25 protein-coding genes are annotated in these 26,244 nt (G+C 75.2%); 12 read left to right on the forward strand and 13 right to left on the reverse strand.

Annotated features, from left to right (window positions below; all coding sequences use genetic code 11):
- Window positions 1-10: 10 nt before the first annotated feature.
- Window positions 11-490: a hypothetical protein gene (locus GA0070213_RS32335; RefSeq protein WP_245716562.1), complete on the forward strand. Its 480-nt coding sequence runs from the start codon at window positions 11-13 to the stop codon at window positions 488-490.
- Window positions 491-586: 96 nt separating this feature from the next.
- On the opposite strand, the gene GA0070213_RS26735 is transcribed toward GA0070213_RS32335, so the two are convergent.
- Window positions 587-1,159 (reverse strand): DUF3000 domain-containing protein, encoded by a 573-nt coding sequence (locus tag GA0070213_RS26735; protein ID WP_091070596.1) that lies wholly within the window; start codon window positions 1,157-1,159, stop codon window positions 587-589.
- A 174-nt stretch (window positions 1,160-1,333) separates the two neighbouring features.
- On the opposite strand from GA0070213_RS26735, the gene hemE reads away from it, so the two are divergent.
- The 3 genes from hemE to hemQ are packed head-to-tail and all read left to right on the forward strand — an operon-like array spanning window position 1,334 to window position 4,541.
- On the forward strand, window positions 1,334-2,425 hold the full coding sequence (gene hemE, locus GA0070213_RS26740) for a uroporphyrinogen decarboxylase (RefSeq protein ID WP_091070598.1): 1,092 nt from the start codon (window positions 1,334-1,336) through the stop codon (window positions 2,423-2,425).
- Between the two features lie 8 nt (window positions 2,426-2,433).
- Window positions 2,434-3,843, forward strand: coding sequence for a protoporphyrinogen oxidase (hemG, locus tag GA0070213_RS26745; RefSeq protein WP_091070601.1), 1,410 nt, complete (start codon window positions 2,434-2,436; stop codon window positions 3,841-3,843).
- Entirely contained in the window at window positions 3,840-4,541 is a 702-nt protein-coding gene (gene hemQ, locus GA0070213_RS26750) for a hydrogen peroxide-dependent heme synthase (protein ID WP_091070604.1), read from the forward strand. The genes hemG and hemQ overlap by 4 nt, the downstream gene beginning before the upstream one ends.
- A gap of 98 nt (window positions 4,542-4,639) precedes the next feature.
- Here hemQ and GA0070213_RS26755 read toward each other — a convergent pair whose 3' ends face one another.
- The 5 genes from GA0070213_RS26755 to msrB form a co-directional block, all read right to left on the reverse strand.
- Window positions 4,640-5,755, reverse strand: a complete 1,116-nt coding sequence (locus GA0070213_RS26755) for a lytic polysaccharide monooxygenase (RefSeq protein WP_091070607.1) — start codon at window positions 5,753-5,755, stop codon at window positions 4,640-4,642.
- 109 nt (window positions 5,756-5,864) lie between these two features.
- Window positions 5,865-6,305 carry a GNAT family N-acetyltransferase gene (locus GA0070213_RS26760; protein WP_091070608.1) on the reverse strand — a complete coding sequence of 147 codons (441 nt, stop codon included), beginning with the start codon at window positions 6,303-6,305 and terminating at the stop codon, window positions 5,865-5,867.
- Window positions 6,306-6,358: 53 nt separating this feature from the next.
- Entirely contained in the window at window positions 6,359-7,033 is a 675-nt protein-coding gene (locus GA0070213_RS26765) for a hypothetical protein (RefSeq protein WP_091070611.1), read from the reverse strand.
- Between the two features lie 164 nt (window positions 7,034-7,197).
- Window positions 7,198-7,458 carry a Prokaryotic metallothionein gene (locus GA0070213_RS26770; protein ID WP_091070614.1) on the reverse strand — a complete coding sequence of 87 codons (261 nt, stop codon included), beginning with the start codon at window positions 7,456-7,458 and terminating at the stop codon, window positions 7,198-7,200.
- Window positions 7,459-7,850: 392 nt separating this feature from the next.
- Entirely contained in the window at window positions 7,851-8,261 is a 411-nt protein-coding gene (gene msrB, locus GA0070213_RS26775; RefSeq protein WP_091070737.1) for a peptide-methionine (R)-S-oxide reductase MsrB, read from the reverse strand.
- A gap of 47 nt (window positions 8,262-8,308) precedes the next feature.
- Here msrB and ligD point away from each other — a divergent pair, with 47 nt between their 5' ends.
- The gene (ligD, locus tag GA0070213_RS26780) at window positions 8,309-9,340 is read left to right on the forward strand and encodes a non-homologous end-joining DNA ligase (protein ID WP_091070616.1); all 1,032 of its coding nucleotides are present in this window, start codon (window positions 8,309-8,311) and stop codon (window positions 9,338-9,340) included.
- Between the two features lie 274 nt (window positions 9,341-9,614).
- Here ligD and GA0070213_RS26785 read toward each other — a convergent pair whose 3' ends face one another.
- Window positions 9,615-10,457, reverse strand: a complete 843-nt coding sequence (locus GA0070213_RS26785) for a hypothetical protein (protein WP_091070619.1) — start codon at window positions 10,455-10,457, stop codon at window positions 9,615-9,617.
- Between the two features lie 280 nt (window positions 10,458-10,737).
- Here GA0070213_RS26785 and GA0070213_RS26790 point away from each other — a divergent pair, with 280 nt between their 5' ends.
- Genes GA0070213_RS26790 through GA0070213_RS26805 form a run of 4 tightly spaced genes read left to right on the forward strand, consistent with a single transcriptional unit; the run spans window position 10,738 to window position 18,354 of the window.
- Window positions 10,738-13,923 carry an ABC transporter permease gene (locus tag GA0070213_RS26790; protein WP_091070622.1) on the forward strand — a complete coding sequence of 1,062 codons (3,186 nt, stop codon included), beginning with the start codon at window positions 10,738-10,740 and terminating at the stop codon, window positions 13,921-13,923.
- Window positions 13,923-16,655, forward strand: coding sequence for an FtsX-like permease family protein (locus GA0070213_RS26795; protein ID WP_091070624.1), 2,733 nt, complete (start codon window positions 13,923-13,925; stop codon window positions 16,653-16,655). The genes GA0070213_RS26790 and GA0070213_RS26795 overlap by 1 nt, the downstream gene beginning before the upstream one ends.
- A complete protein-coding gene (locus tag GA0070213_RS26800) occupies window positions 16,655-17,641 on the forward strand; it encodes an ABC transporter ATP-binding protein (protein ID WP_091070626.1) in 987 nt (328 codons plus the stop codon). The genes GA0070213_RS26795 and GA0070213_RS26800 overlap by 1 nt, the downstream gene beginning before the upstream one ends.
- Window positions 17,641-18,354 (forward strand): ABC transporter ATP-binding protein, encoded by a 714-nt coding sequence (locus tag GA0070213_RS26805; protein ID WP_091070629.1) that lies wholly within the window; start codon window positions 17,641-17,643, stop codon window positions 18,352-18,354. Before GA0070213_RS26800 ends, GA0070213_RS26805 begins: the two co-directional genes overlap by 1 nt.
- A gap of 1 nt (window position 18,355) precedes the next feature.
- On the opposite strand, the gene GA0070213_RS31710 is transcribed toward GA0070213_RS26805, so the two are convergent.
- The 3 genes from GA0070213_RS31710 to GA0070213_RS26820 form a co-directional block, all read right to left on the reverse strand.
- On the reverse strand, window positions 18,356-18,892 hold the full coding sequence (locus GA0070213_RS31710; RefSeq protein WP_175441515.1) for a hypothetical protein: 537 nt from the start codon (window positions 18,890-18,892) through the stop codon (window positions 18,356-18,358).
- A gap of 61 nt (window positions 18,893-18,953) precedes the next feature.
- Window positions 18,954-19,406 (reverse strand): GNAT family N-acetyltransferase, encoded by a 453-nt coding sequence (locus GA0070213_RS26815; RefSeq protein ID WP_091070634.1) that lies wholly within the window; start codon window positions 19,404-19,406, stop codon window positions 18,954-18,956.
- Entirely contained in the window at window positions 19,399-20,577 is a 1,179-nt protein-coding gene (locus GA0070213_RS26820; RefSeq protein WP_091070637.1) for a PucR family transcriptional regulator, read from the reverse strand. Before GA0070213_RS26820 ends, GA0070213_RS26815 begins: the two co-directional genes overlap by 8 nt.
- 172 nt (window positions 20,578-20,749) lie before the next feature.
- Between GA0070213_RS26820 and GA0070213_RS26825 the strand changes: the two genes are divergently transcribed.
- Window positions 20,750-22,024 (forward strand): YncE family protein, encoded by a 1,275-nt coding sequence (locus GA0070213_RS26825; protein ID WP_091070640.1) that lies wholly within the window; start codon window positions 20,750-20,752, stop codon window positions 22,022-22,024.
- Window positions 22,025-22,039: 15 nt separating this feature from the next.
- Here GA0070213_RS26825 and GA0070213_RS26830 read toward each other — a convergent pair whose 3' ends face one another.
- Window positions 22,040-23,566: an alpha/beta hydrolase gene (locus tag GA0070213_RS26830; RefSeq protein ID WP_425412869.1), complete on the reverse strand. Its 1,527-nt coding sequence runs from the start codon at window positions 23,564-23,566 to the stop codon at window positions 22,040-22,042.
- Window positions 23,567-23,663: 97 nt separating this feature from the next.
- Window positions 23,664-24,776, reverse strand: coding sequence for an ATP-dependent DNA ligase (locus GA0070213_RS26835; protein WP_091070643.1), 1,113 nt, complete (start codon window positions 24,774-24,776; stop codon window positions 23,664-23,666).
- A 135-nt stretch (window positions 24,777-24,911) separates the two neighbouring features.
- Here GA0070213_RS26835 and GA0070213_RS26840 point away from each other — a divergent pair, with 135 nt between their 5' ends.
- Together GA0070213_RS26840 and GA0070213_RS26845 are read left to right on the forward strand one after the other, a co-directional pair.
- Window positions 24,912-25,124, forward strand: a complete 213-nt coding sequence (locus GA0070213_RS26840) for a hypothetical protein (RefSeq protein WP_091070645.1) — start codon at window positions 24,912-24,914, stop codon at window positions 25,122-25,124.
- 219 nt (window positions 25,125-25,343) lie between these two features.
- Window positions 25,344-25,766: an SRPBCC family protein gene (locus GA0070213_RS26845; protein ID WP_091070648.1), complete on the forward strand. Its 423-nt coding sequence runs from the start codon at window positions 25,344-25,346 to the stop codon at window positions 25,764-25,766.
- Here the strand turns inward: GA0070213_RS26845 and GA0070213_RS26850 are convergent.
- Complete coding sequence (locus GA0070213_RS26850; protein ID WP_091070651.1) at window positions 25,741-26,229, reverse strand: GNAT family N-acetyltransferase; 489 nt, start codon at window positions 26,227-26,229, stop codon at window positions 25,741-25,743. The genes GA0070213_RS26845 and GA0070213_RS26850 overlap by 26 nt on opposite strands.
- Window positions 26,230-26,244: the final 15 nt, after the last annotated feature.

Consider the following 26,244-nt stretch of genomic DNA (forward strand, 5'->3'; position numbering starts at 1 on the left):
GCCGCAACCGATGTCCGCGCCGCCCGCCGCCGGTACGCCCTACGGGCCGGCCGGGTACGGCCCGTCGGCGGATGCGCCGGCCGGGGGCGGCCGGGGCCGGAGCACGGTGGTCCTCGCCCTCGTCGCCGGGCTGCTCCTCGTGCTCGGCGGCGTGATGACCGGTCTCTACGTCACCACCGACGGCAAGCTGGACCGGGCCGAGCGGCAGGTGAGCCAGCGCGACGGCACCATCTCGGCGAACCAGCGGGAGATCGAGAAGCTCAGGGGCGAGATGAAGACGGTCCAGGACCGGCTGGCCGACACCGAGCAGGACCTGACCGGCACCAAGAACGACCGCGACGAGCAGGCTCGGCAGAAGAAGGTCATCGCGAGCTGCCTGGACAAGCTGACCACCGCCATCGCGGCGGCGTCGCGCGGTGACAAGGCGGCCTTCGAGGCGGCCAACAAGGGCCTCGACAAGGTCTGCGACGAGGCCGAGAACTATCTCTGAGTCCTGCCTCGGTCGATCATGAAGTTGGCGGCGTTCCGGATCTCCGGGACGCCGCCAACTTCATGATCGACGAGACCCGGGGCGCCCGGGTGGGTGTCAGGCGGCGCCGGCGGAGCGGCGGGTGGGCAGCGCGGTCACCCCGGGCGGGGGCAGGCCGGCCGTGGAGGCCAGCAGCGTGCACCAGCCCAGCAGGTGCGGGCCCAGGTCGGCCCGCAGCGGCGTCCAGGAGGCGCGGATCTCGATGTCACCGGCGGCCGGTGGCCCGGCCAGCTCGCCGAAGCGGGTGGAGAGCGTCTGGGTGACCGTGCCGCCGATCGCCCGGTGCCCGGCGCCCTGCGCGTCCAGCGCGTCGGTCAGCCAGGTCCAGCCCACGCCGGGCAGCAGCGGGTCGCTGGCCAGGTCGACCTCCAGCTCGGCGGTGACGTAGGTGACCAGCCGCAGGGTGCCCTGCCAGGCCTCATGCCCGGCCGGGTCGTGCAGCAGGATCAGCCGCCCGGTGGCCACCTCGTCGTCGTCGCGCAGGACGGCCGCGGAGAGGGCGAAGGCGTACGGGGCGAGCCGCTGCGGCGCGCCCACCTCCTCCAGCACGATCTCCGGGCGGGGTGTGGCCGACCGCAGCCCCGCGACCGCGCGAGCGAACGTTTCCGGGAGCGCGATCGGGGGGGCCATGCCGGCAGCCTATGCCGCCTGCGCCGTGCGGTGGGTGACGGCGCGCCGGGCGCGTCTGTGTGTGAGAAGGGGGCCCCTCTCTATCGGAGGCGTTAACCGGGGGCCCCTCCTTCTACGTCACAAATGCGGGCGGCGCGGGTGGGCGCCGGTGGGGGGCGTGGCACGATTGCCGCGATGACCACCGACACCACGGGCACTGCCGCCCGAGACGGAGAACCCCGCCGCGGCGGGCCGGCCGACTCGCCGTTCGTGCGCGCCTGCCGGCGTGAGCCGGTCCCGCACACCCCGGTCTGGTTCATGCGCCAGGCCGGCCGGTCGCTGCCGGAGTACCGCGAGATCCGGGCCAGCGTGCCGATGCTGGAGTCCTGCCGCCGCCCCGAACTGGTCACCGAGATCACCCTCCAGCCGGTCCGCCGGCACGGGGTGGACGCGGCGATCCTGTTCAGCGACATCGTGGTGCCGGTGGCGGCGGCCGGGATCGACCTGGACATCGTGCCCGGCACCGGGCCGGTGGTGGCCGAGCCGGTGCGCACCGCCGCCGACGTGGAGCGGATCAGCCCGATCGGCCGCGACGAGGTGTCCTACGTGGACGAGGCGGTCCGGCTGCTCGTCGCCGAGCTGGGCGACACCCCGCTGATCGGCTTCGCCGGCGCGCCGTTCACGCTCGCCAGCTACCTCGTCGAGGGCGGGCCGTCGCGGACCCACGCGAGGACCAAGGCGATGATGCACGGCGACCCGGAGCTGTGGCACGCGCTCTGCGCCCGGCTGGCCGAGGTGACGCTGTCCTTCCTGCGGGTGCAGGTCGACGCGGGCGTCTCCGCCGTGCAGCTCTTCGACTCCTGGGCCGGCGCGCTCTCCGAGGCCGACTACCGCCGCTTCGTCATGCCGCACTCGTCGTACGTGCTGGGTGGGCTGGCAGACGCCGGCGTGCCGCGGATCCACTTCGGGGTGGGCACCGGCGAGCTGCTCGCCGCGATGGGTGAGGCCGGCGCCGACGTGGTCGGCGTCGACTGGCGTACGCCGCTGGACGTCGCCACCGGCCGGATCGGCCCGGACCGGGCGGTGCAGGGCAACCTCGACCCGACCGTGCTGCTGGCGCCCTGGCCGGTGGTGGAGGCCGAGGTGCGGCGGATCGTCGAGCAGGGTCGGGCCGCGCCCGGCCACGTGTTCAACCTCGGCCACGGCGTCCTGCCGGAGACCGACCCCGACGTGCTGACCCGGGTGGTCGCGCTGGTGCACGAGCTGTCCGCGCGACCGGCCCGCTAGGGGTCGTCGTGGCGCGACCGTGGCGGGTGGCGATCGTCGGCGGCGGGATCACCGGGCTGGCCGCCGCCGTCCGGTTGCGCGACCGCGCCCCCGCCGGCACCGAGATCACGGTGTACGAGCAGTCCGGCCGCCTCGGCGGCAAGCTGCGCACCGGTGAGCTGGCCGGCGGCCCGGTCGAGTTCGGGGCCGAGTCGTTCCTGATGCGCGACCCGGCCGGCGGGGAGTCGGCGGCGGTGACCCTGGCCCGCCGGCTCGACCTCGACGCCCGGATCGTGCACCCGAGCGTCGGGCAGGCCGCCCTGCTCGTCGACGGCGGGTTGCGCCCGGTGCCGGGCGGCACGCTCGTCGGCGTACCCGGGGATCTGGCGAAGGTGGCGGCGGTGGCCCGGCCGGCGGCGGACGCCGACCGGGACGCGGGCCGCCCGCTGCTGGCCCCGGGGGAGGACCTCGCGGTCGGCCGGCTGGTCCGGGAGCGGCTCGGCGACGCCGTGGTGGACCGGCTGGTCGACCCGATGCTCGGCGGCGTCTACGCCGGCCGGGCCGACGACCTGTCGCTGGTCACCACCATGCCGGCGCTGGCCCACGCGGCCCGTCGGGAGCACACGCTCGTCGGCGCGGTACGCGCCGCGCAGGCCGCCGCGCCGCGCGCGCCCGGCGCGCCGGTCTTCGGCACCCTGGCCGGCGGCCTGAGCACGCTCGTCGCGGCGGCGGCGACGACCAGCGGGGCCACGATCCGCCGGGACGCCGCGGTGCGGGAGCTGCGCCGCACCCCGACCGGTTGGCGGCTCACCGTCGGGCCGACCCGGGACGCCGAGCTGGTGGACGCCGACGCGGTGGTGCTGGCCGTGCCGGCCCGGCCGGCGGCCCGGCTGCTCGCCGTCGAGGCCGCCGAGGTGGCCGACACCGTCGGCGCGTTGGACTACGCCAGCGTCGCGCTGGTCACGCTCGCGCTGCCCGGGCCGGACCTGCCGGAGCTGTCCGGCTTCCTGGTGCCGGCCGCCGAGGGCCTGCTGATCAAGGCGGCCACGTTCTTCACCACGAAGTGGGGGCACCTGCGCCGGCCCGACGGGTTGGCGCTGGTGCGGGCCTCGGTGGGCCGCTACGGCGACGAGACCTCGCTCCAGCTCACCGACGACGACCTGGCCACCGCCGTACGCCGGGAGTTGTCGGCGGCGCTGGGCACGGCGTTGCCCGACCCGGTGGCCCGCCACGTGCAGCGGTGGGGTGGAGCCCTGCCGCAGTACACGCCCGGGCACGCGGCCCGGGTGGCGGCGGTCCGGACCGCGCTGCGCGGCGCCCACCCGACGCTGGCCCTGGCCGGGGCCGGCTACGACGGGGTCGGCATACCGGTCTGCGTCCGCTCCGGCGAGACGGCGGCCGAAGAGATCATCACGGCACTGGGAGGATCGGCAGCATGACCGAGCAGACCAACGCGGCGCGGCTGCGGGAGCTGAACGACACCATCCGCTACACCATGTGGTCGGTGTACCGGGCCAGCAGCCCGCTGCCCTCGCTGCGGGAGAACGTCGTCGACGAGGTCGAGTCGCTCTTCACCGAGCTGGCCGGCAAGGACGTGACGATCCGGGGCACGTACGACGTGGCCGGGCTGCGCGCCGACGCCGACCTGATGATCTGGTGGCACGCCCCGAGCAGTGACGCGCTGCAGGACGCGTACCTGCGGTTCCGCCGCACCACGCTGGGTCGGGCCCTCACCCCGGTCTGGTCGCAGATGGCGCTGCACCGGCCGGCGGAGTTCAACCGCAGCCACATCCCGGCGTTCCTGGCCGACGAGGAGCCGCGCGCCTACCTCTGCGTCTACCCGTTCGTGCGCTCCTACGAGTGGTACCTGCTGCCCGACGCCGAGCGGCGGGAGTTGCTGGCCGAGCACGGGAAGATGGCGCGCGGCTACCCGGACGTGCGGGCCAACACGGTCGCCTCGTTCGCCCTCGGCGACTACGAGTGGATGCTGGCGTTCGAGGCCGACGAGCTGCACCGGATCGTCGACCTGATGCGTGACCTGCGGGCCTCCCGGGCCCGCCGGCACGTGCGCGAGGAGGTCCCGTTCTACACCGGCCGCCGCCGCCCCATCGCCGACATCGTCACCTGCCTGGTGTGAAAGGCGGGGGCCCCGCTTAACGCTTTCGGTAGAGGCGGGGGCCCCGCTTAACACGCGGTGGTTAAGCGGGGCCCCCGCCTAACCGGCGGGAGGGGTGGTCAGGCGGTGGTGGTGCAGGAGAGGATCCCCGGCACCGGGTTGGTGCCGGTCGACGTGCCGGTGAAGCCGAACGAGGTGCTCGCGCCCGCCGACAACGCCCCGTTGTAGGCGACGTTGCGCGCGGTGACGAGCGTTCCGCTGGTGGTCACCGTGGCGTTCCACGCCGAGCTGACCTGCTGGCCGTTCTGGTAGTTCCAGCTCACCGACCAGCCACGGATCGGCGAGCCACTGCCGTTTGTCACCTTCACCTCGGCCTGGAAGCCGCCGCCCCACTGACCGGTGATCTGGTAGGTGGCGGTGCAGCCGCCGGCCGGGTTCGGCGTCGACGGCGGGGTGGACGTCGGGGTCGGGCCGGCGGTCGGGGACGTGGTGGGGGACGCGGTCGGCGAGGTGGTCGGCGTCGCCGTCGGGGACGGGCCGGCGCCGCCGAAGTCCACGTCACTGCACAGGTAGTAGGACTGGTCCAGGTGGCTGGCCTGCCAGATGGTGTAGACGATGTGCCGGCCGGTGCGGCCCGGCGCGTTCGCCGGCACCTGGATCGACACGCCCGACGTCTCCGGCGTCCACTGGCTGGCCGGGGTGTTGCCGATCGAGCCGACCTGCTCCAGGTCGCTCCAGCGCAGCGGCGTGGTGAGCGCGTTGAAGCCCTGCTTGGTCACGTACACCCGGATGTAGTCGGCACCGTGGCTGGCCTGGTCGAACAGCTTGATCCGGAAGTTGTTGGAGATCGACGTGGTCTTCCAGGCGCCGACGGTGTCGAGGGCGTTGTAGCGGCCGGCGGAGGTGCGCCCGCCACTGCACAGCTGGCCGTCCGGGATGGCACCCTGGTGGTTGCCGGCCACGCCCTCGCGGAACAGCCCGTTCCAGTTCCACATGGCGCTCGGGTCGGCCTGCCAGGCCTGCCAGCACATCGGGTCCTGGGTGGCCATCGCCGGGTTCTGGAAGTCACTGCCCCAGCGCTGCCAGCAGCCGTAGTTGCGGGATGCGGGGTCGACCACGGACCCGTGCGCCGAGGCCGGGCCGGAGAATGCGGTGGTGAGCAGCGCGGCGACGACCGCGCAGACGCCGAGGATCGCCGCGCCGAGCGGGATCCGACGGCGGTACGGAGTGGACATGGGAAGCCTCCGGGTGGGGGTCGGTGCACGACGCCCGGACTGTCGGGAGTTGCCCTCTCCCGCGTGGCGGCTCGGTCCGCACGCTGCCACATGAAGCGACACACGTCAATTAGTTTGGATTCCGGCGCATCGGCGTGTGCGGGATGCCGTCCTCCACGTAGCCGGGGCCGCTGACCGTGAAGCCGTGCCCGGCGTAGAGGTCGACCAGGTGCGTCTGCGCCTCCAGCACGCACGGCCGGTCACCCACCGCGGCGAGCGCCTCGGTCATCAGCGCGCCGGCCAGGCCCGCGCCCCGGGCCGCCGGCGCCACCACCACCCGGCCGATCCGGGCCACGTCGCCGGGGTCGGCCAGGATCCGCAGGTATGCCACGACGTCGCCGTCGCGGGTCAGCCAGAGGTGCCGGGTGCCGGGCTCGACGTCCCGGCCGTCGAGTTCCGGGTACGGGCAGGACTGCTCCACCACGAACACGTCGATGCGCAGCCGGAGCAGGTCGTGGAACGTGCGGGCGTCCAGCTCGGCGAAGCCGGCCAGGTGGGACTCGACGGACATCCCGCCAGGCTAGGCCGTGGCCGGCGGGCGCGCGGCCCCGGCCCGGCGCGTGGTCAGCGTGGCGCCCGCAGGCCGGCCGCGGTGGCGAGCACGGCCCGGTCGAACCACGTCCCGGTGGTGGCGGCCGACCGGGTCCAGACCCCCACGCACCGGGTCACCCGGCCCCGGTGCACGCAGCCGTAGCGGTGCGGAAAACGGGTGCCGTCCGGGAGCGTCATGGTCGCGGCGACCACCCGGCCCGGCACGCCCACCCCGGTGGGCAGGTCGGCGGCGGAGTGCCCGGCGGTCACCTGCCCGTCCTCCTCGTCGCGGTCGCAGGCTTCGAGCAGGTCGAAGATCCGGCGTACGGCGTCGGCAGCGGTGGCGTCGTCCGGGTAGACAACGGTCTCCTGGGCCAGCTCCACGAACTCCTCGGGCGGGGTGCCCTTCGGCGTGCCGAAGACGCGGGTGGAGACAGCCTCCCGCTCCAGAAGGGGCAGGGGCTGCCCGCAGGCGACCCCGTCCGAGTCGAGTCGCTCGCTGGCGTGCTCGGGCTTCTCGGCCAGGCCGACGAGACTGCCGGTGGCGGCGTGCCGGTCCCGCAGCGCGACGGCGGCCCCGCCGTCGGTGGGCGAGGGCGCGGCCAGGGCCGGCGCGACGATGGTCGGCGGCTTCTCCGGATCGGGTGCCGGAGCGCAGCCGACGAGCGCGATGAGCAGGGTCGCCGCAACGATCGGCCGTCGAGTCACCGGGGGATGGTAGCCGTAGGTCGACTTTGGAGGCGGCCCCGGCCGCCCTTGATCCACACCGGTTCGCCGAGATGGCTGCATCGAAGGTGGTGGGATGCCACCACCTCGGCGGAATGGCGTGGATCAAGTCGGCGGAATCCGCCATGTCCGCGGAGCGGCGTGGCTCAGGCGGGGCGGGCGCCGACCGCGTCGCGGATCTCGGCACCCTGGTCGCCCTCGACCGCCCGGGCGCAGTGGGCGCAGCAGAAGAAGCGGCCGGAGACCTCCACGCCGTGCCCGACGATCTTGATCTGGCAGTGCTCGCAGATCGGTGCCATCTTGTGCACCGCGCACTCGAAGCAGTCGAACGTGTGTCGGGCCCCGTCGACCGTGCGCACCTCGAAGGACATCCAGTAGTCGTTGCCGCAGACCTCACAGCTGGCCATGCCAAACCCCCCGAAAACGGACTTGTCTCCCCAGGGTCGGGCAGTGGACCTGCGGAGGCAACCGGAACCGGTGAACCCGGCCCCGGTCAGACGGCGAGTCGCCCCGGCGTGTCGCGACGGTCGCTCCGCCCGGCGGCGTGCGGCGTGGCGAGACGGCCGGCCGCGCCGCCGACGCGCCACGGCCCGCCGGCCGCGACTGCCCCGCCGGCCGCGACTGCCCCGCCGGCCGCGACTGCCCCGCCGGGCCGCGCCGGGCCGCGACTGCCCCGCCGGGCGGCGACTGCCCCGCCGGGCTGCGACCGCCCAGCCGGCTGCGACCGCCCCGCCGGGCCGCGACCGCCCCGCATTCCAGGGCGACGCGGCCCAGCAGGCCGGTGACGAAATCCGACGGGTCAGCCGGCGCTCGGCTCCAGCCGTACCGAGATCGAGTTGACGCAGTGCCGGGTGTCCTTCGGGGTGAAGCCCTCGCCCTCGAAGACGTGACCCAGGTGGCTGTCGCAGCGCGCGCAGCGGATCTCCACCCGCCGCATGCCGAGCGTGTTGTCGGGGATCTCCTTGACCGCACCCGGGATGGCGTCGTCGAAGCTCGGCCAGCCGCAGTGCGAGTCGAACTTGTCGTCGCTGCGGAACAGCTCCAACCCGCAGGCCCGGCAGTGGTAGACGCCCGGGGTCTTGGTGTCGACGTACTCACCGGTCCAGGGCGCCTCGGTGCCGGCCTGACGCAGCACCCGGAACTCCTCCGGGCTCAGCCGGACCCGCCACTCGTCCTCGGTGCGGGGCAGTTCGTTGTCGGAAAGACTCACCACCCAACGGTACGTCGACTGTCGGTGCCATCGCATATGGTCGCCTGATGGCGGGCAGCAGAAGCGCCGTCGAGGAGATCGAGGTCTCCGGGCGGGCCGTGCGGCTCAGCAGCCCGGACCGGGTGATCTTCCCGCAGCGCGGCTTCACCAAGGCGGACGTCTTCCACTACTACCTCGCGGTGGGCGAGGGCATCACCCGGGCCCTGCGCGACCGACCCACCACCCTGCAACGCTTCCCCGAGGGCGTCGAGGGGGAGATGTTCTTTCAGAAACGGGTGCCGACGCGTGGCGTACCCCCGTGGATCCGCACCGCGGAGATCAGCTTTCCCAGCGGCCGCAAGGCCGACGAGCTCTGCCCCGCCGACCTGGCCCACGTCGCCTGGGCGGCGCAGATGGGCACCGTGGTCTTCCACCCCTGGCCGGTGCGCGCCGCCGACACCGACCGCCCGGACGAGCTGCGGGTCGACCTCGACCCGCAGCCCGGCACCGACTTCACCGACGCGGTGACCGCCGCCGGCGAGCTGCGCGGGCTGTTGGACGAGCTGGGCGTGCCCGGTTGGCCGAAGACCTCCGGCGGCCGCGGGGTCCACGTCTACCTGCGCATCCAGCCGCGCTGGACGTTCGTCGAGGTGCGCCGGGCCACCATCGCGCTGGCCCGGGAGCTGGAGCGGCGGCGGCCCGAGCTGGTCACCACCGCCTGGTGGAAGGAGGAGCGGGGGCGGCGGGTCTTCGTCGACTTCAACCAGACCGCGCGGGACCGCACCATCGCCTGCGCCTACTCGCTGCGGGCCAACGCGCGTGCCACCGTCTCCACCCCGGTCGACTGGGACGAGCTGACCCAGGTCGACCCGGACGACTTCCACCTGGGCACCGTGCCGACCCGGTTCGCCGAGCGGGGCGACCCGCACGCCGGCATCGACGACGCCCCGTGGGACATCACCCCGCTGCTGGAGTGGGCCGAGCGCGACGCCGCGGACGGTCTCGGTGACCTGCCCTACCCGCCGGAATATCCGAAGATGCCCGGCGAGCCGAAGCGGGTCCAGCCCTCCAAGGACCGCGACCGCCCGCGAGACGCCTGACCGGGACGCCGCACGAGCGGCGGGCGTCCGGCTGGCCGACGACCGGGTCGAGGCGTACGCCCAAGTGGTGCTCGGCATCTCCCTGCACCGCTACGCCGACGCGCGGCACCATCCGGAGTTGGCCTCCGACGAGAGGTGTCGGCCGTTGACGGAGCTCGCCGTCCAAGCCCGCTGAACCGGTCCCGCTCCGCTTCTGCGTCGATCTTGGAGTGGGGGCTCCGTGGATGTCCGGTGCCACAATTCCAAGATCGACGAGGCGGGCGGCGTGGGGCGGTCAGGGCGTGGTGAGAAGGAGGCGGAGGGACGTCTGGATGTGACTCGGACGGCGGTAGAGGTCGATGGCGGTGTAGATGCGCATGCGCCAACCCTGCTCGGCCAGCCAATTCAGGCGTGCGCGGTCATGGTGCATGCGGCCGGGGTCGAGGTGGGAGCGGCCGTCGTACTCGACGCCGACCCGCTGCCGGCGGTAGCCCAGGTCGAGCCGATGGACGGGCACACCGTCCTCGTCGAGGACCCAGAGCTGCGGCTCCGGCGGGGGTAGCCCGGCGTCGATCACCAGCAGGCGCAACTGGCTCTCCTGTCGGCACTCCGAGCGCGGGTCGGCCAACTCGACCAGGCGAGCCGCCTGCCGTACGCCGCGCAGGCCGGCGTGCCATGCCAACTCCTCCAGGAGATCCTCGCGCCGGCACGCGCCCACCCGGAGGCAGAGATCCAGCACCGGCAGCGCGTCCGTCCGGCGTACCGCCCGGGCCAGGTCGACGGCGCAGCGTGCGGCCGGCGCGCACGGCACCCCGGCTATCTCCACCACGCCGGTGACCGGCAGGACCGACTGATGCGCGGCGACGCCCTGGATGCACGGCACCGACCCGCCGGCCGGCACGATCACGTGCACCTTGTCGCTGGTGGCGGCCCCGAACCGGTGCAGCCGGGCACCGGTGTGGAACCCCGCCACAGTGCCGGGCGGCAGCCGACGAAACAGGGCCCGCAACCGGCTCGTCTCGTCGTCGGCGAGCCCGTAGACGCCTCGGGACAGTCGTCCCAGCCTTCCCGCCTCCACCTGGTGCCGGACCGCCCCGCGAGTGACCCCGCCCGCCCGCAACTCGTCATACCGCCACACCCGCCCAGACTCCCGCCCCACCCACCCCGCCGTCCGCCCCTGTGGACAAGCCCCACCCACTCCGCTGATCTTGGAGTTGCGGCACCTGGCAATCCGTGCATACCGGAAATCCGCGGCGCCAAAACTCCAAGATCGACGGACCGGGCGGGGTCGGGCGGGCCGGGCGGGCCGGGCGGGCCGGGCGGGTGGGAGTAACGATCATGTAACGGGCGCGAACCTTTTCCTGGGGCTGGTGGGTCTTCCTGGTCATCGGCTCACCCGGGCCAGGAGAGGACGTCGGATGAAGCTGGTGTGGAGGAGAGCGGTCGAGGCCCGTGGGCTGCTGCTCGCCGCCGCGGTCGCGGCGCTCGTCGCGGTCGGGCTGGTCACCGGGCTCTCCGACTACAACCGGCGGGCGGTCGAGGCGGGCGCCCGCGCGGTGCTCGACGCCGCCCCGGCGGAGGAGCGCAGCCTGCTGGTCAGCGGCTCCGGCGGCGCCGACGCGAAGGCGTTCGCCGAGCGGGACCGGGCGGTCCGGGCACAATTCGCCGGCGGTCTGGGCAGCGCACCCGTGGCCGTGACCGCCGCCCGTTACGGCACCGGGCGGGAGCTGACCGGCGACGTGGGCGCCGCCCGCACCAGCGACGCCCCGATGTTCGCCAGCCTGGGCACCCTGGACGACCTGCCGGCGCGCGCCGAGCTGACCGCCGGGACGTGGCCGACCGCCGGCGCCGACCCGTTGCAGGTGACCGTCCCGGAGAAGGTCGCCGCGCGGCTCGGCCTGGAGGTCGGGGAGCGGGTGCCGCTCTTCGACCGGGCCGCGGAACGTGGCAGCGAGGTGACGATCGCCGGCACGTGGCGACCCCGGGACGCCGCCGACGCGTACTGGCGGCTCGCCCCGGGCGTCGGCGACGGCCAGGGCGACGCGGCCAGCACGTCGTACGGGCCGTTCGCGTTGGACCCGGCGGACTTCGCGCGTACCTTCCCGGGGTCGGTCTCGGCGGCCTGGGTGGTCGCGCCGGACCTGGTCGGCGTGGAGCCGGCCCGGCTCTCCGCCGTCACCGCCGCGCTGGCCGACGTCACCGACCGGCTGCCCGGGGCCACCGGCCTGGGCTCCTCCGCGCAGCAGGTCGGCCACCTGGACCGGCTGGTCGACCGGCTCGGCCGCGCCGACCTGGTGGGTCGCTCCGCCCTGCTCACCCCGCTGCTGCTGATCGTGGTGCTCGGCGGGTACGCGCTGGTGCTGGTCGCCGCGCTGCTCAACGAGGACCGGCGGGGGCAGACCGCGCTGCTGCGGGCCCGGGGCGCCGCCCGCGGCCAGCTCGCCGGGCTCGCCGTACGCGAGGCGACGCTCGTGGTGGCGCCGGCCGTGCTGCTGGCCCCGGCGCTGACCGGGCAGGCGGTGCGGCACCTCGGCGCGGACCTCGGGCTGACCGACGGCAGTGTCGCCCGGGTCTGGCTGGTCGCGGTCGGCGCGGCGGTCGGCTGCCTGCTCGCCATGGTGCTGCCGGCCCTGCGCCGGGCCGGCACCTACGTCGCGGACATGGCGGCCCGCTCCCGCCCCACCCGGGGCGCGGCGGTGCAACGCGCCAGCGTCGACCTGGCCCTGGTGGTGCTGGCCGTGCTCGCCTGGACCCAGTTGCGGCACTACTCGTCGCCGCTGGCCGGCGCGAACGGCGGCCTCGGCATCGACCCGCTGCTCGCCGCCGCGCCCACCATCGGCGTGCTGGCCGGCGCGGTGGTCGCGCTGCGGCTGCTGCCGCCGACCACCCGGCTCGCGGAACGCTTCGTCGACCGGCGGCCGTGGAACGCCACCATGTTCGGCATGTGGCAGGCCGGGCGCCGTCCGCACGCCGGCCCGGTGCTGCTGCTCGCGCTCGCCGTCGGCGGCAGCACGCTGGCCTGGTCGCTGGTGGCCTCCTGGGAGCAGTCGCAGCGCGATCAGGCGTGGCACACGGTCGGCACCGACCTGCGGCTGACCGAGCGCGACGGCACCGCCCCCGACGACCGGGCCGGCGTACTGGCCGCCGCTCCCGGGCTGGACCGGGTGCTGCCGGCCTGGCGCGACGACCTGCGCCTGGGCCGGGAGTCGCGGCCGGCCACCGCGGTCGCGCTGGACGCCGCCGCCGCGCGCGGAATGATCAGGCTCGACGACGCCGACGGCGGCACGTCCACCGCCGGCCTGCTCGACCGGCTGGTCGGCGCGCGGGGCGCGCCCGCCGGTGCCGTCCTGCCGGCCGGGGCGCGGTCGCTCGCCGGCACCGTGCGCACCCCGGTCGACACCGAGTACACGCCGCCGAAGGTGACCGTGAGCGCGCTGTTCACCACCGACACCGGCACCGCCTGGCGGCTGCGGCTGGCCGAGGCGGGCGGGGACGGCCGCCCGGTGCGCTTCGCCGTCGCGCTGCCCGACAGCGGCGGGGCGCCGCTGCGGCTGGCCGGCTTCGAGGCCGACGGCGGCGACATCATCGGCTCCGCCTACCGGCTGGTCCTGGACGGGCTGCGACTCACCGACGCCGGCGGGGCCGCGCTGCCGCTGCCGATCGACGGCGCCTGGCGGGTGATCGACCCGGCGGAGGGCCCGCGCGGCGCCGCGCGGGTCACCCCGACCGCTGTGGACGTGGTGCGGACGTTCGACGTGCCGGAGGGCCTGCTCCAGTTCGCGGTCACGCCGCCGTCCCGGTTCGCCGTGGTGCCGCGCGGCGACGCCCCGCCCGTGCCGGTGCTGATCACACCGGGGGTGGCGGCGGCGCTGAGCGTGGGCACCGGCGACACCTTCACGCTGGCGCTGGCCGAGGTGACGCTGGAGGTGAAGGTGGTCGGCCGGGTCGCCGCGGTGCCCGGCACCGAGGGCGACGGCGTGCTCGTCGACCTGCCCGCCGCCACGAACCAGGTGCTCCAGCAGCGCGGCGGCGTCCGGTCGGTGGCCGAGTGGTGGCTGCGGACCGGGCCCGGCGGGCACGCCACCGCCGCTCAGGCGCTGTCCACTCTGGACGGGACCGTCCTGCACGACCGGCAGCGGGTGGCCGAGGAGGCCGCCCGGGACCCGTACTGGCGGGGGGCCCGCACCGGGCTGCTCGCCGCCGCGCTCGGCTCCGTGCTGCTCGCCCTGGTCGGTCTGGCGGTGGACGTCTGGGCCACCACCCGACGCCGGCTCACCGAGTTCGCCGTGTTCCACACGCTCGGCGCGGGCCCTCGGCTGCTGGGCCGCGCGTACCTCGCCGAGCAGACGTTCCTGGCCGCCATCGGGGTCGGCGTCGGTCTGCTCGTCGGCGCCCTGGTCGCGGCGACCATGGTGCCGCTGGTGATCCTCACCCCGGCCGCCGGCCGGCCGGTCCCCGAGGCGGTCTTCGTCGTGCCCTGGTCACCGGTCGGGCTGACCGCCGCCGGGCTGCTGCTCGCCGCGCTCGCCTTCGCCGCCGTCATCACCACCGGGATCCGTCAGCGGGTCGCCGCCGTGCAGCTCCGGATCGGGGGAGAACAATGATGAGGCTGCCAGGTGCCGCGGGCCGGGTCCGGGCGTACGGGGGACAGTTCCTGCTGCTCGCCGTCCTGACCGTGGTGACCGCCCTGCTGATCACCGGGGTGCCGCGGGTCGCCGACCGGCTCACCGGTCAGGGGCTGCGCGAGTACGTCGCGAACCAGCCGCCGGCCCTGCGTGACCTCGGGTACACCCAGGCGCCGCCCACGTTCGCGTCGACCGTGCAGCCGGCCGTCGCCGCCCAGGCGGACCAGCTCGACACGATCGAGAACCGGATGCCCGCCGCGGTGCGCGAGGCGATCGGGCAGCGGTGGTACACCGCCGACACCATGCCCGGCCGGTTGCGCGGCCCGACGCTCGACAGCGGCAAGGGGCTGATCGACCTGATGTTGCGCACCGGCAACGGCCTGCGTGCGGCGGCCACCCTGACCGGCGGGCGGTGGCCGGAGAGCGGCGTCACCACCGCCGGTGCGGTGGAGGTGGCGCTCGCCGACACCGTCGCGACGAGCCTGGGCGTCGCCCCCGGCGACCGGTTCAGCCTGTCGGTGCTGGACCCGACCGACCCGACCGGCCGGCCGCTGAAGTCCCGCCCGGTCGAGCTGGTCGGGGTGTGGCGGCCGAACGACGAGCGCGACGGGGTCTGGGACGGGTTGCCGTCGATGCTGCGGCTCACCCCGCCGGAGGGCGACGGCAAGCCGTACGTGGCGGTCGCCTACGCCGCCGACGCGGGCGTGGACGCCGTCGGCGCGACCGGCTGGCCGGTGAGCTTCGGCTGGCGCTACCGGATCGCCCCGGAACGGCTCGACCCGGGCCGGCTGGACGCGCTGATCGCCGGCCTCGACGGGCTGGAGCGGGTCCGTCCCGCCTCGGTACGGCTGACCCAGGGCGTCGACATCGCGTTGCGCCGCTTCGCCTCCGCCCTCGCCGCCGCCCGCACCCTGCTCGCGGTCATCGCCGCCGGGCTGCTCGCCACGCTGGCCGGGCTGTCCCTGCTGGCCGCCCGGCTGGCGGCGCGCCGCCGGCGCGCCGAGTTCCACCTGATCCGGGCGCGCGGCGGCTCGACGGCCGACGTGCTGCGCCGGGGCCTGGCCGAGTCGGCGCTGGTGCTGCCGGCCGCGGCCGGGATCGGCTGGCTGCTCGGTGGCCTGCTGCCCGGCACCGGGACGTCGGCGCGGTGGGTGCTGCTGGCCGGGCTGCTGGTCACCGTGCTCCCGCCGCTGGCGGCGCTCGCCGTCGGCCGGGGCGTCGCCGGCCGGTCCGACCTCGGTGGCCGGTCGCCGGCCGTCCGGCTCACCGTCGAGGTGGTGGTGCTCGGGGTGGCCCTGCTCGGGGCGTTCCTGTTGCGCCGGCGCGGGCTCACCGCCGGCTCGGTGGACCCACTGCTGGTGTCGGTGCCGGTGCTGCTGGCGGTGGCCGCGGCCCTGCTGGCGCTGCGCGCGTACCCGTGGCCGTTGCGGCTGCTCAGCCGCGTCACGGCCCGGGCGCGCGGCAGCGTCGCTTTCCTCGGCACCGCCCGCGCCGGCCGGGCTGCCAGCACCGGGCCGCTGGTGGTGGTGGTGCTCGCCGTCGCCACGGCCGCGTTCTGCGGGGTGGTGGCGACCGGCATCGAGACCGGCCGGGACACCGCCGCGGCCCGCGCGGTGCCCGGCGACGTCCTGGTCACCGGCGAGCGCTTCGCGCCGGACACCGCCGCCCAACTGGCCGCGCTGCCCGGCGTCCGCGCGGTGGCCCCGCTGCTGACCGTGCCGGCCGAGCGCCCGACGGCCGACCGGGCCGGCCGGCCGAGCCCGATCCGGGAGCTGCGGGTGCTGCTGGTCGACGCCGCCGGCTTCGCCGAGGTGGCCCGCCGTGCCGGCGTACCGGCGAGTGTGCCCGACCCGCTGCTGGCCGGCGGCGACGGCAGCACCCCACTGCCGGCGCTGGTGTCCCCGGCGGTCGCCGACGAGCTGGCCGAGGCCGGGCTCGCCGACGCGCAGGGGCGCCGCCCGGCCTGGCTGAACGTGCAGGGAAACCGGCTGCCGGTGCGGGCCGCCGCCACCGTCGACGGCTTCGCGCTCGTCGACCGTTCGGTCACCCGGTTCGTGGTGCTGCCCTGGCCGGCGCTGCCGGCCGACGCGCTGCACCCGCTCGCCCCCACCGGTTTCGTCCTGGCCGGCCCCGGGGTGGACCCGGCCGAGGTGGACCGGGTGGCGGTCGAGGGGCAGCGCCGCTACCTGCGGATCGGCACGGTCGAGACGTCGGACAAGGCGCGCGCGCCGGAGGTGACCAGCCGGGCCGAGGTCCGGGCCGAGCTGGGCGGCAGCGGCGTGAACGGGCTGCTGGTGTTCGGGTTCGCGCTCGGCGCCGCCGGCGGCGCGGTGCTGGGGCTGCTCGGGCTCGCGTTCGCGGTGCTCGCCGGGGCCCGCTCCCGCGGGCAGGTGCTGTCCCGGCTGCGCACCATGGGCCTGTCCCGCCGGCAGTGGCGCGGGCTGCTGCTGGTCGAGCTGACCCCGCTGGTGCTGGTGTCGGTGCTCACCGGCGCGGTGGTCGGCGCGTTGCTGCCGCTGCTGCTCACCCCGGTGCTCGGCCTGCCCGCCTTCACCGGCGGGGTGACCGTACGTCCCCGGTTCGAACCCGGCCTGGTGGCCGGGGTGTCGGCCCTGGCCCTGCTGGCCCTCGCCTTCGCGATCACCGTGGAGGCCGTGAACAATCGCCGGATGCGCCTCGGAGAGGTGCTGCGGCTCGGAGAGGAGAGCTGATGACCGCGACCACGGAGGCTGCGCCGGACCTGGCCGCCCTGCAACGGCGGGCCGCCGAGCGCGCCGCCGAACGGGCCGGCGGGCGGGACCGGTTGCGCGGGCACATCGTCTGCGACGGCCTGGTGCGCATCTTCAAGACCGAGGGCGTCGAGGTGGTCGCCCTGCAGGGTCTCGACCTGGTGATCGACCGGGGCGAGCTGGTCGCGATCGTGGGTGCCTCCGGCTCCGGCAAGTCGACCCTGCTCAACATCCTGTCCGGGCTGGACACCCCGACCGCCGGCATCGCCCGGGTCGCCGAGTACGACCTGCTCGCCCTGTCCCACAAGAAGCGGCTCGCCTACCGCCGGGAGATGGTCGGCTTCATCTGGCAGCAGACCGGCCGCAACCTGCTGCCGTACCTGACCGCGGTGGAGAACGTCGAGCTGCCGATGAAGCTGGCCGGTCGGCACGGCGGCCGGCGGGACCGGCGGGAGCGGGCCCGCCGCCTGCTCGACCTGGTCGGGGTCGGCTACTGCGCGGACCGGCGGCCGGGCCAGATGAGCGGCGGTGAGCAGCAGCGGTGCGCGGTGGCGGTGGCGGTGGCCAACGACCCGGAGATCCTCTTCGCCGACGAGCCGACCGGTGAGCTGGACGAGGCGACCGGCGCCGAGGTCTTCGCCGCCCTGCGCACCATCAACGCCGAGCTGGGCGTGACCATCGTGGTGGTCACCCACGACCACGCCGTGGCCGGCCAGGTCCGCCGGACCGTCGCCATCCGCGACGGCCGGACCGCCTCCGAGGTACGCCGGACCGCGCGGGCCACCGCCGACGGCGGCACCGAGCTGGTCAGCGAGGAGTACGCGGTGCTCGACCGCACCGGCCGGATGCAGTTGCCGGCGCCGTTCGTGGAGGCGCTGTCGCTGCGCGACCGGGTCCGGCTCAACCTGGAACCCGACCACGTCGAGGTGCGCCCCGGCGACCGGACGCACGCCGAGGAGAGTGAGTGATGACCGAGCGGGCCGCGGTGCTGCCGGCGACGACCGTCGAGGACGTGGTGCGGGTCGAGGGGGTGAGCCGCACCTTCGGCCGGGGTGAGCACGCCGTGCACGCCGTGCGGGACGTCTCCTTCAGCGCCGGCCGCGGTGAGCTGGTCGCGGTCCGGGGCCGGTCCGGCGCCGGCAAGACCACGCTGCTGAACCTGGTCGGCGGCCTGGACCGGCCGGACGCCGGGACGATCCGGGTGGCCGGGCACGACGTCACCTCCGCCGGGGAGCGGGAGCTGCTGGCGTTGCGCCGGGGCACCGTCGGGTTCGTCTTCCAGACCTTCGGCCTGGTGCCGATCCTGTCCGCGGCGGAGAACGTCGGGGTGCCGTTGCGGCTGGCCAAGGTGCCGGCGGCGGAGCGGGAGCAGCGGGTGGCGGTGCTGCTGGAACTGGTCGGGCTGGGCGCGCACGCCGCGCAACGCCCGTACGAGCTGTCCGGCGGTCAGCAGCAGCGGGTGGCGGTGGCCCGGGCGCTGGCGAACGAGCCGGACCTGCTCATCGCCGACGAGCCGACCGGGCAGCTCGACTCCGAGACCGGTCGCTCGATCATGGACCTGCTGCGTGCCGTGGTGCACGCCCGGGGGATGACCGCACTGGTCGCGACGCACGATCCGGCGCTGATCGAGCTGGCCGACCGGACGCTGGTCCTGCGCGACGGCCAGTTGGTGGCCGACTGACCTAGGTGCCCGAGCGGCGGCGGTGGTAGGCCCAGGTGACCGCGAGCAGTAGCGGGCCCCAGAGCAGCAGCGGGGCATAGCAGGCCACCAGCAGGGCGAAGCCGCCGGCCGGCAGCCCCAGGTCGTTGCCGTCGACGAGCACGCCCCACGACGCGTACCCCCAGATCAGGGTGAGCGCGACGGCGCCGGCGGTGGCGGCGGTGACCGCGAACGCCGGTGGCACCCGCCGGAGGCCGACCAGCGGGAGCCGGCGGGCGAACACCTCGCCCCACGGGCGGACCAGGCCCAGGCAGAGCAGCGCCAACCCCTCCGAGACCAGGCTGAGCGCGACGATGTAGACGCTCTCGCCGAACCCGGGCCGGATCCGGTCGCTGGCCACCACCGCGCCGATCGGCAGGCCGGCGACCAGGGCGATCCGCCACAGCCCGGACGGGAGCACGACGAGCGGGATCAGGTGCGCGGCGCGGACCGCCCACGGTTGCGGCGGGCGGCGGTCGTGCGTGGGGACGACCGGCGGGGACAGCGTGTCGGTGGGCATACCGTCAGCCTGGTCGTGGGCCGGGCGCGCGCCCTCCCCCGCCGGAGGGACCGGTGCCCCTCTACAGGGCCAGCTTCATCCCCTCGTGGCTGGCCACGAAGCCCAGGTCGCGGTAGAACCGGTGCGCGTCGGCGCGCTGCTTGTCGGTGGTGAGCTGCACCAGCGCGCAGCCGCGCTCGCGCGCCTGGTCGATCGCCCAGCGCATCATCGCCCGGCCCAGCCCGCGTCCGCGCCGGTCGGCGCGGACCCGCACCGACTCGATCAGCGACCGCTCCGCGCCGTGCCGGCCCAGACCGGGGATGTAGGTGATCTGGAAGCAGCCGACCAGCTCGCCGCCGTCGTCGGCGACGATCATCAGGTTGCGCGGGTCGGCGTCGAGGTCGGCGAACGCCCGCTCGTACGCCTCGTCGACCTCGGGCAGATCGCGGGTGCGGCCGAGCACGTCGTCGGCGAGCAGGGCGAGCACGGCGGGCAGGTCGGCCCGGACGGCCTCCCGGAAGATCACGTCAGTCACCCGGGGAGCCTGGCACGGCGGCGGTGCGGCCGTCCAACCAGCTGCGCAGCGCCCACCACCAGTGGATCGCCTCCGGCACGGTGCACCGCGCCCCCTCCTCGACCGGCGGCCCGCCGGTCACCTCCCGGAGCCGGCGCAGCCGGTAGCGCACCGTGTTCGGGTGTACGTGCAGCGCGGTGGCGGTCTGGTCCAGCCGTTGACCGTGGTCCAGCCAGGCGAGCGCCGTGGCGGCCAGCTCCCGGTGGAACTCGTCGGCCGGGTCGAGCGCGCCGAGCAGGGTGCCCCGCAGCAGCTCGGCCAGGGCCGGCTGGGCGGCCAGCGCGGTCTCCCCGGCCAGGTCGGTCACCCGACGCAACCCGCGCAGCCGCCGGTGCGCGGCGGTGCGCAGGGCCGCCAGGCAGAGTGTGTACATCGCCGGGGCCCGCTCCAACGGTTGCGCCGGCGCCACCAGCGCCAGCAGGTCGGCCGGCGCGGCCCCCGGCAATCGGGGGAGCAGACCGGCCAGCCGGTCCTCCACGGGGGCGAGCAGGCCGCCGTGCCGGGTGAGCTGCCGGTGGAGGGCGTGCGACCGCACCGGATCGGGACGGGTGGCGACCAGGCAGTGGTAGCGGCCCTCCGGCCGTAACCCGAACCGGGCCAGCTCCGCCGGGGGCGTGTTGGCCGGCCCGTCGAGCAGCAGCCGGCGCAGCAGGCGGGCCCGGGCCGCCGCGCCGCCGTCGGCCAGCTCCCGCTCGGCCGCCCGGTGCCCGTCCACCACCGCCCGTTCCACCGCGGCGGCGTACCGGCCGATGACGAGCAACCCCTCCAGCAGCACCTCGTCCGCGACGCCGGCGGCCCGGCCGTGCCGGACCACCAGTTCCACCGCCCGGTCCCGGCCGGCCTGCACGCCGCGCAGCAGGCCGGCGACGGTGATGCCCTGCGCCGCCCGGTCGGCGCCCAGCCGGCGGGCCTCGGTGAAGTCCCGCCCGGCGGGATCCTCGTGGCGCTCCAGCGCGCCGAGACCGCTGGTGAGCAGCAGGACGACCTGGCGGCGGACCTCACCGGCGGGGAGTCGGGCGACCTCCGGCGAGGCGGTCCGGGCGGCCCGCGCCACCTCGTCCACGGCGACCCGATCGGCGGCCAGGTCGCGCAGCAGCGCGCCGAACGTGGGGGCGTTCGGAGTCCGCGTCATCGGCGCCCGCCGCCTCCCGTTGTCGTCGCGGCACAACCGGGCCGGTCGGGCGTTGGCGTCCGGCCCCTAGTCCGGGCTGCCGGCCGGTTGCTCTCCTGGTTGTTACCGCAAGGTAACACCGATCGATCCACCGAGGAACGTCGATGTCCCACTCGGCTGTCAGGAGGCGTCCATGACCCCCGTGCCACCCCGCCCGTCCCGATCCCGCCGCCGCGCCGGACTGGCCGCGCTGGCCGCCCTCGCGCTCGCCGTGCCGACCCCACTGGTGGCGGCGCCCACGCCCGCCCACGCCGCCGCAGCCCTCCAGGAGGTGATGTTCGTCGGCAACAACTGGGACGGCACCGCCGACGTCATCCGCTCCCGCGGCGACTACGCCAGGCTCGGCCGGATCAACGTGATCCCGGACCGCACCGCGCGGCTGCGCGAGATCTACCTCAACCCGATCAAGCTGGCCTACTTCCTCGGCATCCGGCAGGGCCCGGGGGAGGGCCACGACCAGTTCGTCGACGACATGTACACCACGCCGGACGGCAGCGCCCTGGTGGTGTCCCGGCCCAGCTTCGCCGACGTGGTCTCGATCGACCTGGCCACCGGCGCGGTCCGGTGGCGCTTCCCGGTCTCCGGCTACCGCGCCGACCACATGGCCGTGTCGCCGGACGGCACCCGGGTGGCGGTCTCCGCCTCCACCTCCAACACCGTGCACGTGCTGGACATCCGCACCGGGGCGCAGCTCGGCTCGTTCGGCACCGGCGACAAGCCGCACGAGAACATCTTCACCGACGGCGGCCGTCGACTGTGGAACATGTCCATCGGCGAGGTCAACACCGACCTGGACGCGCCCTGGCTCGACTGGACCAAGGGGGACCGGAAGATCACCGTCGCCGACACCACCACGTTCGGCGTGGTCAAGGTGATCGACATGCGGGACCGGCTGGACGCCGCCGGTCGCCGCGACCTCTCCGACGCGGTCCGCCCGGCGGTGTTCACCCCGGACGGCAGCCGGCTCTACTTCCAGGTGTCGTTCTTCAACGGCCTGGTCGAATACGACGTGGCCGCCGACCGGGTCACCCGGGTCGCCACCCTGCCGAAGAACCCGGCCACCAGCGAGGACCGCACCACCTGGGTCAACGACTCACGCCACCACGGCCTGTCGGTCAGCCCGGACGGCTCGCGGCTCTGCGTCGCCGGCACGATGGACGACTACGCGACGGTGGTGGACCGGGCCACCCTGCGCGAGGGCCCGCTCGTGCCGGCCAGCAAGCCGTACTGGGCCACGGTCAGCGGCGACGGCCGGGACTGCGTCATCTCCGAATCCGGCGCCGACCAGGTCACCGCGATCAACTTCGCCACCGGCCAGAAGGTGGCGAGCGTCGCGGTCGGCGACCACCCGCAACGGGTCCGCATCGGGCACCTGGCCGAGGGCTGGACGCCGCCGGCCGCCGGCTGATCGACCGCCGTACCGTCACCGGGCGGGGCAGCGCAGCCCCTCCCGGGGGACGGTGAGCGAGATCAGATACGCGTCGACGGCCCTGGTCACGCACGCGGTCTGCGGGTAGGCGGTGTGCCCCTCGCCCTCCCAGGTGAGCACCCGGCCGACACCGAGCATCGAGGCGAGCGCGGCGGTCTGCTCGTAGGGCGTGGCCGGGTCACCGGTGGTGCCGACCACCAGGATCGGCGGCGCGCCGGCCGCCCGGCCGGTCGGGTAGGGGTCACGTTCGCCCGGCCACTCCACGCAGCCGAGCATGCCCACCGCCAGCGCCGGACCGAACAGCGGATATTTCTGCCGCCACTGCGACTGCAGCGATCGGACCTGCTCGCGGGTCGGCTTCTCGGTCTCGTCGGCGCAGTTGACCGCCATGTTGGCGTCGAACAGGTTCGAGTAGTGCCCGTCGTCCTCGCGGCCGGCGTAGGCGTCGGCGAGCTTGAACACGCCCGCCGGGTCGCCACCCTGCAACTCGTCGATCGCCCGGGCCAGCTCCTGCCAACCCTGCTCGGTGTAGAGCGAGGAGATCACCGCGTAGAAGACCCAGCCGGCGGTGGCCTCCCGGCCGTCCGCGCCGCGCACCGGCGAGACGTTCGCCTTGTCGATCGCGGCGGTGACCGCGCCGCGTGCGTCCGGCGCGATCGGGCAGCGCCCGGCGTTCGCCGTGCACCACCGGGAGAAGTTGTCGAACGCCCGCTCGAAGCCCTTGGCCTGACTTTCCGAGCCGGCGACCAGCTGCTGCCTCGGGTCGACCGCGCCGTCGAGCACCAGCGCCCGCACCCGCTGCGGATAGAGCTGGGCGTAGGTGGCGCCGAGCAACGTGCCGTAGGAGTAGCCGAGGTAGGTCAGCTTCTCGTCGCCGACCGCCGCGCGCACCGCGTCCATGTCCCGGGCGGCCTGCTCGGTGCCGTAGAGCGGGAGCTGGTCGCCGTACTTCCCGCCGCACCGCGCGCCGATGCGCCGGTTGAGGTCGACGAAGCCGTCGAAGGACGCCTGGCTCTCCGGGTCGGGGTCGTAGCCGAAGCTGGCGTCCAGGTCGGCGTCGGGGATGCACTTGACCGGGCTGGACCGGGCCACCCCGCGCGGATCGAAGCCGACGATGTCGAACCGGTCGGTGATCGCCGTGGGCAGGCCGCCGAACGCCGGGCCGAAGGAGAGGTAGACCGCGGTGTCCACCCCGGAGGCGCCGGGACCGCCCGGGTTGACCACGAGCGACCCGATCCGGTCCCGTTGCTTGGTGGAGCGCGCCCGGATCAGCGCGATCTCGAACGTCTCGCCGGTGCCCGGCCCGGTGGTCGCGCCGGTGGCCGCCCCGGCGCCCCAGTTGCGCGGCACCGCGATCCGGGCGCACTCGTAGCGCATGTCGGCGGCGCCGCGGCCGACCAGCTCGTCGGGCACCTCCGGGCAGGCCCGCCAGGTGGGCGCGCTGCCCGGCGGCGCCGCCTCGCCCTCGCTCTCGGCACGCGGGGCGAACGCCGGCAGCGTGCAGCCGGCGGTGAGCACCACCGCCGCGACGAACGCGGCCGGCGTGGGCCGGACCCGGCGGGGCCGGTCGGAGAAGCCTGTCACGTGGGCGCCTTCCATGATCGGGTCGACCGCCAGGCTACGCCCGGCCGCCGCTGTCGCTCACCGTCGCCGCCGGATCCCCGCGCAGCACCTCGTCGACGTCGAAGCGGACCGGGCGGTCGAGCTGCCCGTAGTCGCACGAGCGGGGGTCGCGGTCGGGGCGCCAGCGCAGGAACCGCGCGGTGTGCCGCAACCGGTCACCCTCCATCGCGTCGTAGGCCACCTCGACCACCAGCTCGGGGCGCAGCGGCTCCCACTCCAGGTTCTTGCCGCCGGTCCACCGGCTCACCCCGCCCGGGATGCGTTGACCCCGCTCGTGGTCGCCGTGCACCCACGGGTGGTCGCCGCCGACGTCGCGGTAGGGCTCCAACTCGTCGAGCAGCTCCTTGCGGCGGGCCATGGTGAACGAGGAGCTGACCCCGATGTGGTGCAGCAACCCGTCGTCGCCGTAGAGACCGAGCAGCAGCGAGCCGACCACCGGGCCGGACTTGTGCCAGCGGAAGCCGGCCACCACCGCGTCGGCCGTGCGGGCGTGCTTGACCTTGGACATCAGCCGCTTGCCCGGCTGGTAGGGCAGGTCGGCCGGCTTGACGATGAGCCCGTCCAGCCCGGCGCCCTCGAACACCTCGAACCAGCGCCGGGCCGTCTGCGGGTCGGTGGTCACCTGGGTCACGTGCACCGGCGGCCGGACCCCGGCCAGCGCCCGCTCCAGCCGCTCCCGGCGCTGCGGGTAGGGCCGGTCGGTGAGCAGCTCGTCGTCGAGGGCGAGCAGGTCGAACGCGACGAAGTCGGCGGGCGTGGTCTCGGCCAGCAGCTTCACCCGCGACGCGGCCGGATGGATGCGCTGCGCCAGCAGCTCGAAGTCGAGCCGCGGCTGACCGCCCGGACCGTCCCGTCGGATCACGATCAGCTCGCCGTCGACCGCGCACCGGGGCGGGAGCTGGCGGCGTGCCTGCTCCACCACCTCGGGGAAGTAGCGGGTCATCGACTTGCCGCCCCGGCTGGCCAGCTCGACCTCGTCGCCGTCGCGGAAGACGATGCAGCGGAAGCCGTCCCACTTCGGCTCGTAGGTCAGGCCGGGGTCGGTGGGCAGCTCGGCCACGCTCTTGGCCAGCATCGGCTCGACCGGCGGGTTGATCGGCAGGTCCACGGCGACCAGTCAACCAGACCCCACCGACACCCGTGAGCCAGATCACCGGCGGCGCCGGACGGCGTGTCCCGGCCCGGGCCGCTTCGTCACCCGCGCCCGGATGGTGACGCCGCAGGTCAGAGCTACCGTCGCGAGGTGCCGGAGTGGAGCTGCGGATGCTGCGGGCGCTGGCGGGTCAGCGTGGAGCTGGTCCGCGGGCGGTACCGCTACCGGCTCGCGCACCGCTACCCGCCGGAGCACGGCGGCGGCGCGAACGTGGTCGGCGAGGCGGGCTCGGTGGCCGAGCTGGAGCGCCTGCTCCGCCGGTACGCCCCGGTCGGCCTGGCCGATCTCCACGAGGCCGCCTGAAGCGGGTCGCCGGTCGCCGGCCGAGCAGGTCGACCGCCCCCTGAGCGCCTGCAAACTTGATGGCGTGGATGACTCACACCCGTGACTCATCCGTGCCATCAAGTTTGCAGGCCTCGGAGAGACCTCAACCGTTGGCTGCGGAACCGTCCCCAACCGCACGGACAACCGCGCATCGACGCCCGGCGTATTCTCGGCGGACCGGCTCCGAGGAGGAACCACATGCGCTTCGTCGAGACCGTGGAGATCGCCGCCGACGTCGAGCGGGTCTGGGCCGTGCAGAGCGACGTGGAGCGCTGGCCCGAATGGACGCCCTCGGTCAGCGCCGCCCGCCGGCTGGAGCCCGGTCCGCTGGTCCTCGGCTCGACCGCCCGGCTGACCCAGCCCCGGCTGCGCCCCGCGGTGTGGCGGGTCACCGAGATCGACCCGCCGCACGCCTTCGTCTGGGAGTCCACCGCCCCCGGCGTGCGCAGCCGCGGCGAGCACCGGCTGGTCCCGCTGGGCGACGGACGGACCCGCGCCGAGCTGGTGCTGACCCAGACCGGCCCGCTGGCCGGGCTGGTGGGGCTGTTCGGCGGCGCCACCATGCGCCGCTACCTGCGCCAGGAGGCGGACGGGCTCAGGCGCCGCTGCGAGCCGGGCTGACCTTCTCCAGCACCGCCAGCCGGTTGCCGTTCTCGTCCGCCCGGTGCGCCACCACCCGATAGCCGCGCCGGGCGTACAGCCCCAGGTTGTCGGCGCTCTGCGCGCCGGTGAACAACGCGAACCGCGCCACCCGGCCGGCGCACGCCTGCTCCACCGCGGTCAGCAGTCGCCCGCCGACGCCGGCTCCCTGCTGGTCCGGTGCGACCGAGAGCCGGCCCACATGGGCGGTGTCGCCGTCCAGGCGGGCCCGCACCGACCCGACCAGGCGGGTCCCACGCCGGGCGGCGAGCACCACGCCCGGACCGGCAAGCGCCGCCCGGACCTCGTCCAGCGTCTCGGTCAGCGGGGGCAGGAACGGGTCCCGGTAGCGCTGCGCCTCCACCAGGTACGCGGCGCGTTGCACGGTGAGGATCTCACCGGCGTCCGCGACGACGGCGGGGGCGATGGTCACGTCGTCGGTCACCGGCTCAGCTCACCA

This window comes from Micromonospora humi (assembly GCF_900090105.1).
Classification (GTDB): domain Bacteria; phylum Actinomycetota; class Actinomycetes; order Mycobacteriales; family Micromonosporaceae; genus Micromonospora; species Micromonospora humi.

Excerpts from the sequence above, each read along its gene's own strand:
- GA0070213_RS32335 (WP_245716562.1), top strand. The coding sequence starts at position 11 with ATGTCCGCGCCGCCCGCCGCCGGTACGCCCTACGGGCCGGCCGGGTAC.
- GA0070213_RS26735 (WP_091070596.1), bottom strand. The coding sequence starts at position 1,159 with ATGGCCCCCCCGATCGCGCTCCCGGAAACGTTCGCTCGCGCGGTCGCG.
- hemE (WP_091070598.1), top strand. The coding sequence starts at position 1,334 with ATGACCACCGACACCACGGGCACTGCCGCCCGAGACGGAGAACCCCGC.
- hemQ (WP_091070604.1), top strand. The coding sequence starts at position 3,840 with ATGACCGAGCAGACCAACGCGGCGCGGCTGCGGGAGCTGAACGACACC.
- GA0070213_RS26755 (WP_091070607.1), bottom strand. The coding sequence starts at position 5,755 with ATGTCCACTCCGTACCGCCGTCGGATCCCGCTCGGCGCGGCGATCCTC.
- GA0070213_RS26760 (WP_091070608.1), bottom strand. The coding sequence starts at position 6,305 with ATGTCCGTCGAGTCCCACCTGGCCGGCTTCGCCGAGCTGGACGCCCGC.
- GA0070213_RS26770 (WP_091070614.1), bottom strand. The coding sequence starts at position 7,458 with ATGGCCAGCTGTGAGGTCTGCGGCAACGACTACTGGATGTCCTTCGAG.
- ligD (WP_091070616.1), top strand. The coding sequence starts at position 8,309 with ATGGCGGGCAGCAGAAGCGCCGTCGAGGAGATCGAGGTCTCCGGGCGG.
- GA0070213_RS26790 (WP_091070622.1), top strand. The coding sequence starts at position 10,738 with ATGAAGCTGGTGTGGAGGAGAGCGGTCGAGGCCCGTGGGCTGCTGCTC.
- GA0070213_RS26795 (WP_091070624.1), top strand. The coding sequence starts at position 13,923 with ATGAGGCTGCCAGGTGCCGCGGGCCGGGTCCGGGCGTACGGGGGACAG.
- GA0070213_RS26800 (WP_091070626.1), top strand. The coding sequence starts at position 16,655 with ATGACCGCGACCACGGAGGCTGCGCCGGACCTGGCCGCCCTGCAACGG.
- GA0070213_RS26805 (WP_091070629.1), top strand. The coding sequence starts at position 17,641 with ATGACCGAGCGGGCCGCGGTGCTGCCGGCGACGACCGTCGAGGACGTG.
- GA0070213_RS31710 (WP_175441515.1), bottom strand. The coding sequence starts at position 18,892 with ATGCCCACCGACACGCTGTCCCCGCCGGTCGTCCCCACGCACGACCGC.
- GA0070213_RS26820 (WP_091070637.1), bottom strand. The coding sequence starts at position 20,577 with ATGACGCGGACTCCGAACGCCCCCACGTTCGGCGCGCTGCTGCGCGAC.
- GA0070213_RS26825 (WP_091070640.1), top strand. The coding sequence starts at position 20,750 with ATGACCCCCGTGCCACCCCGCCCGTCCCGATCCCGCCGCCGCGCCGGA.
- GA0070213_RS26845 (WP_091070648.1), top strand. The coding sequence starts at position 25,344 with ATGCGCTTCGTCGAGACCGTGGAGATCGCCGCCGACGTCGAGCGGGTC.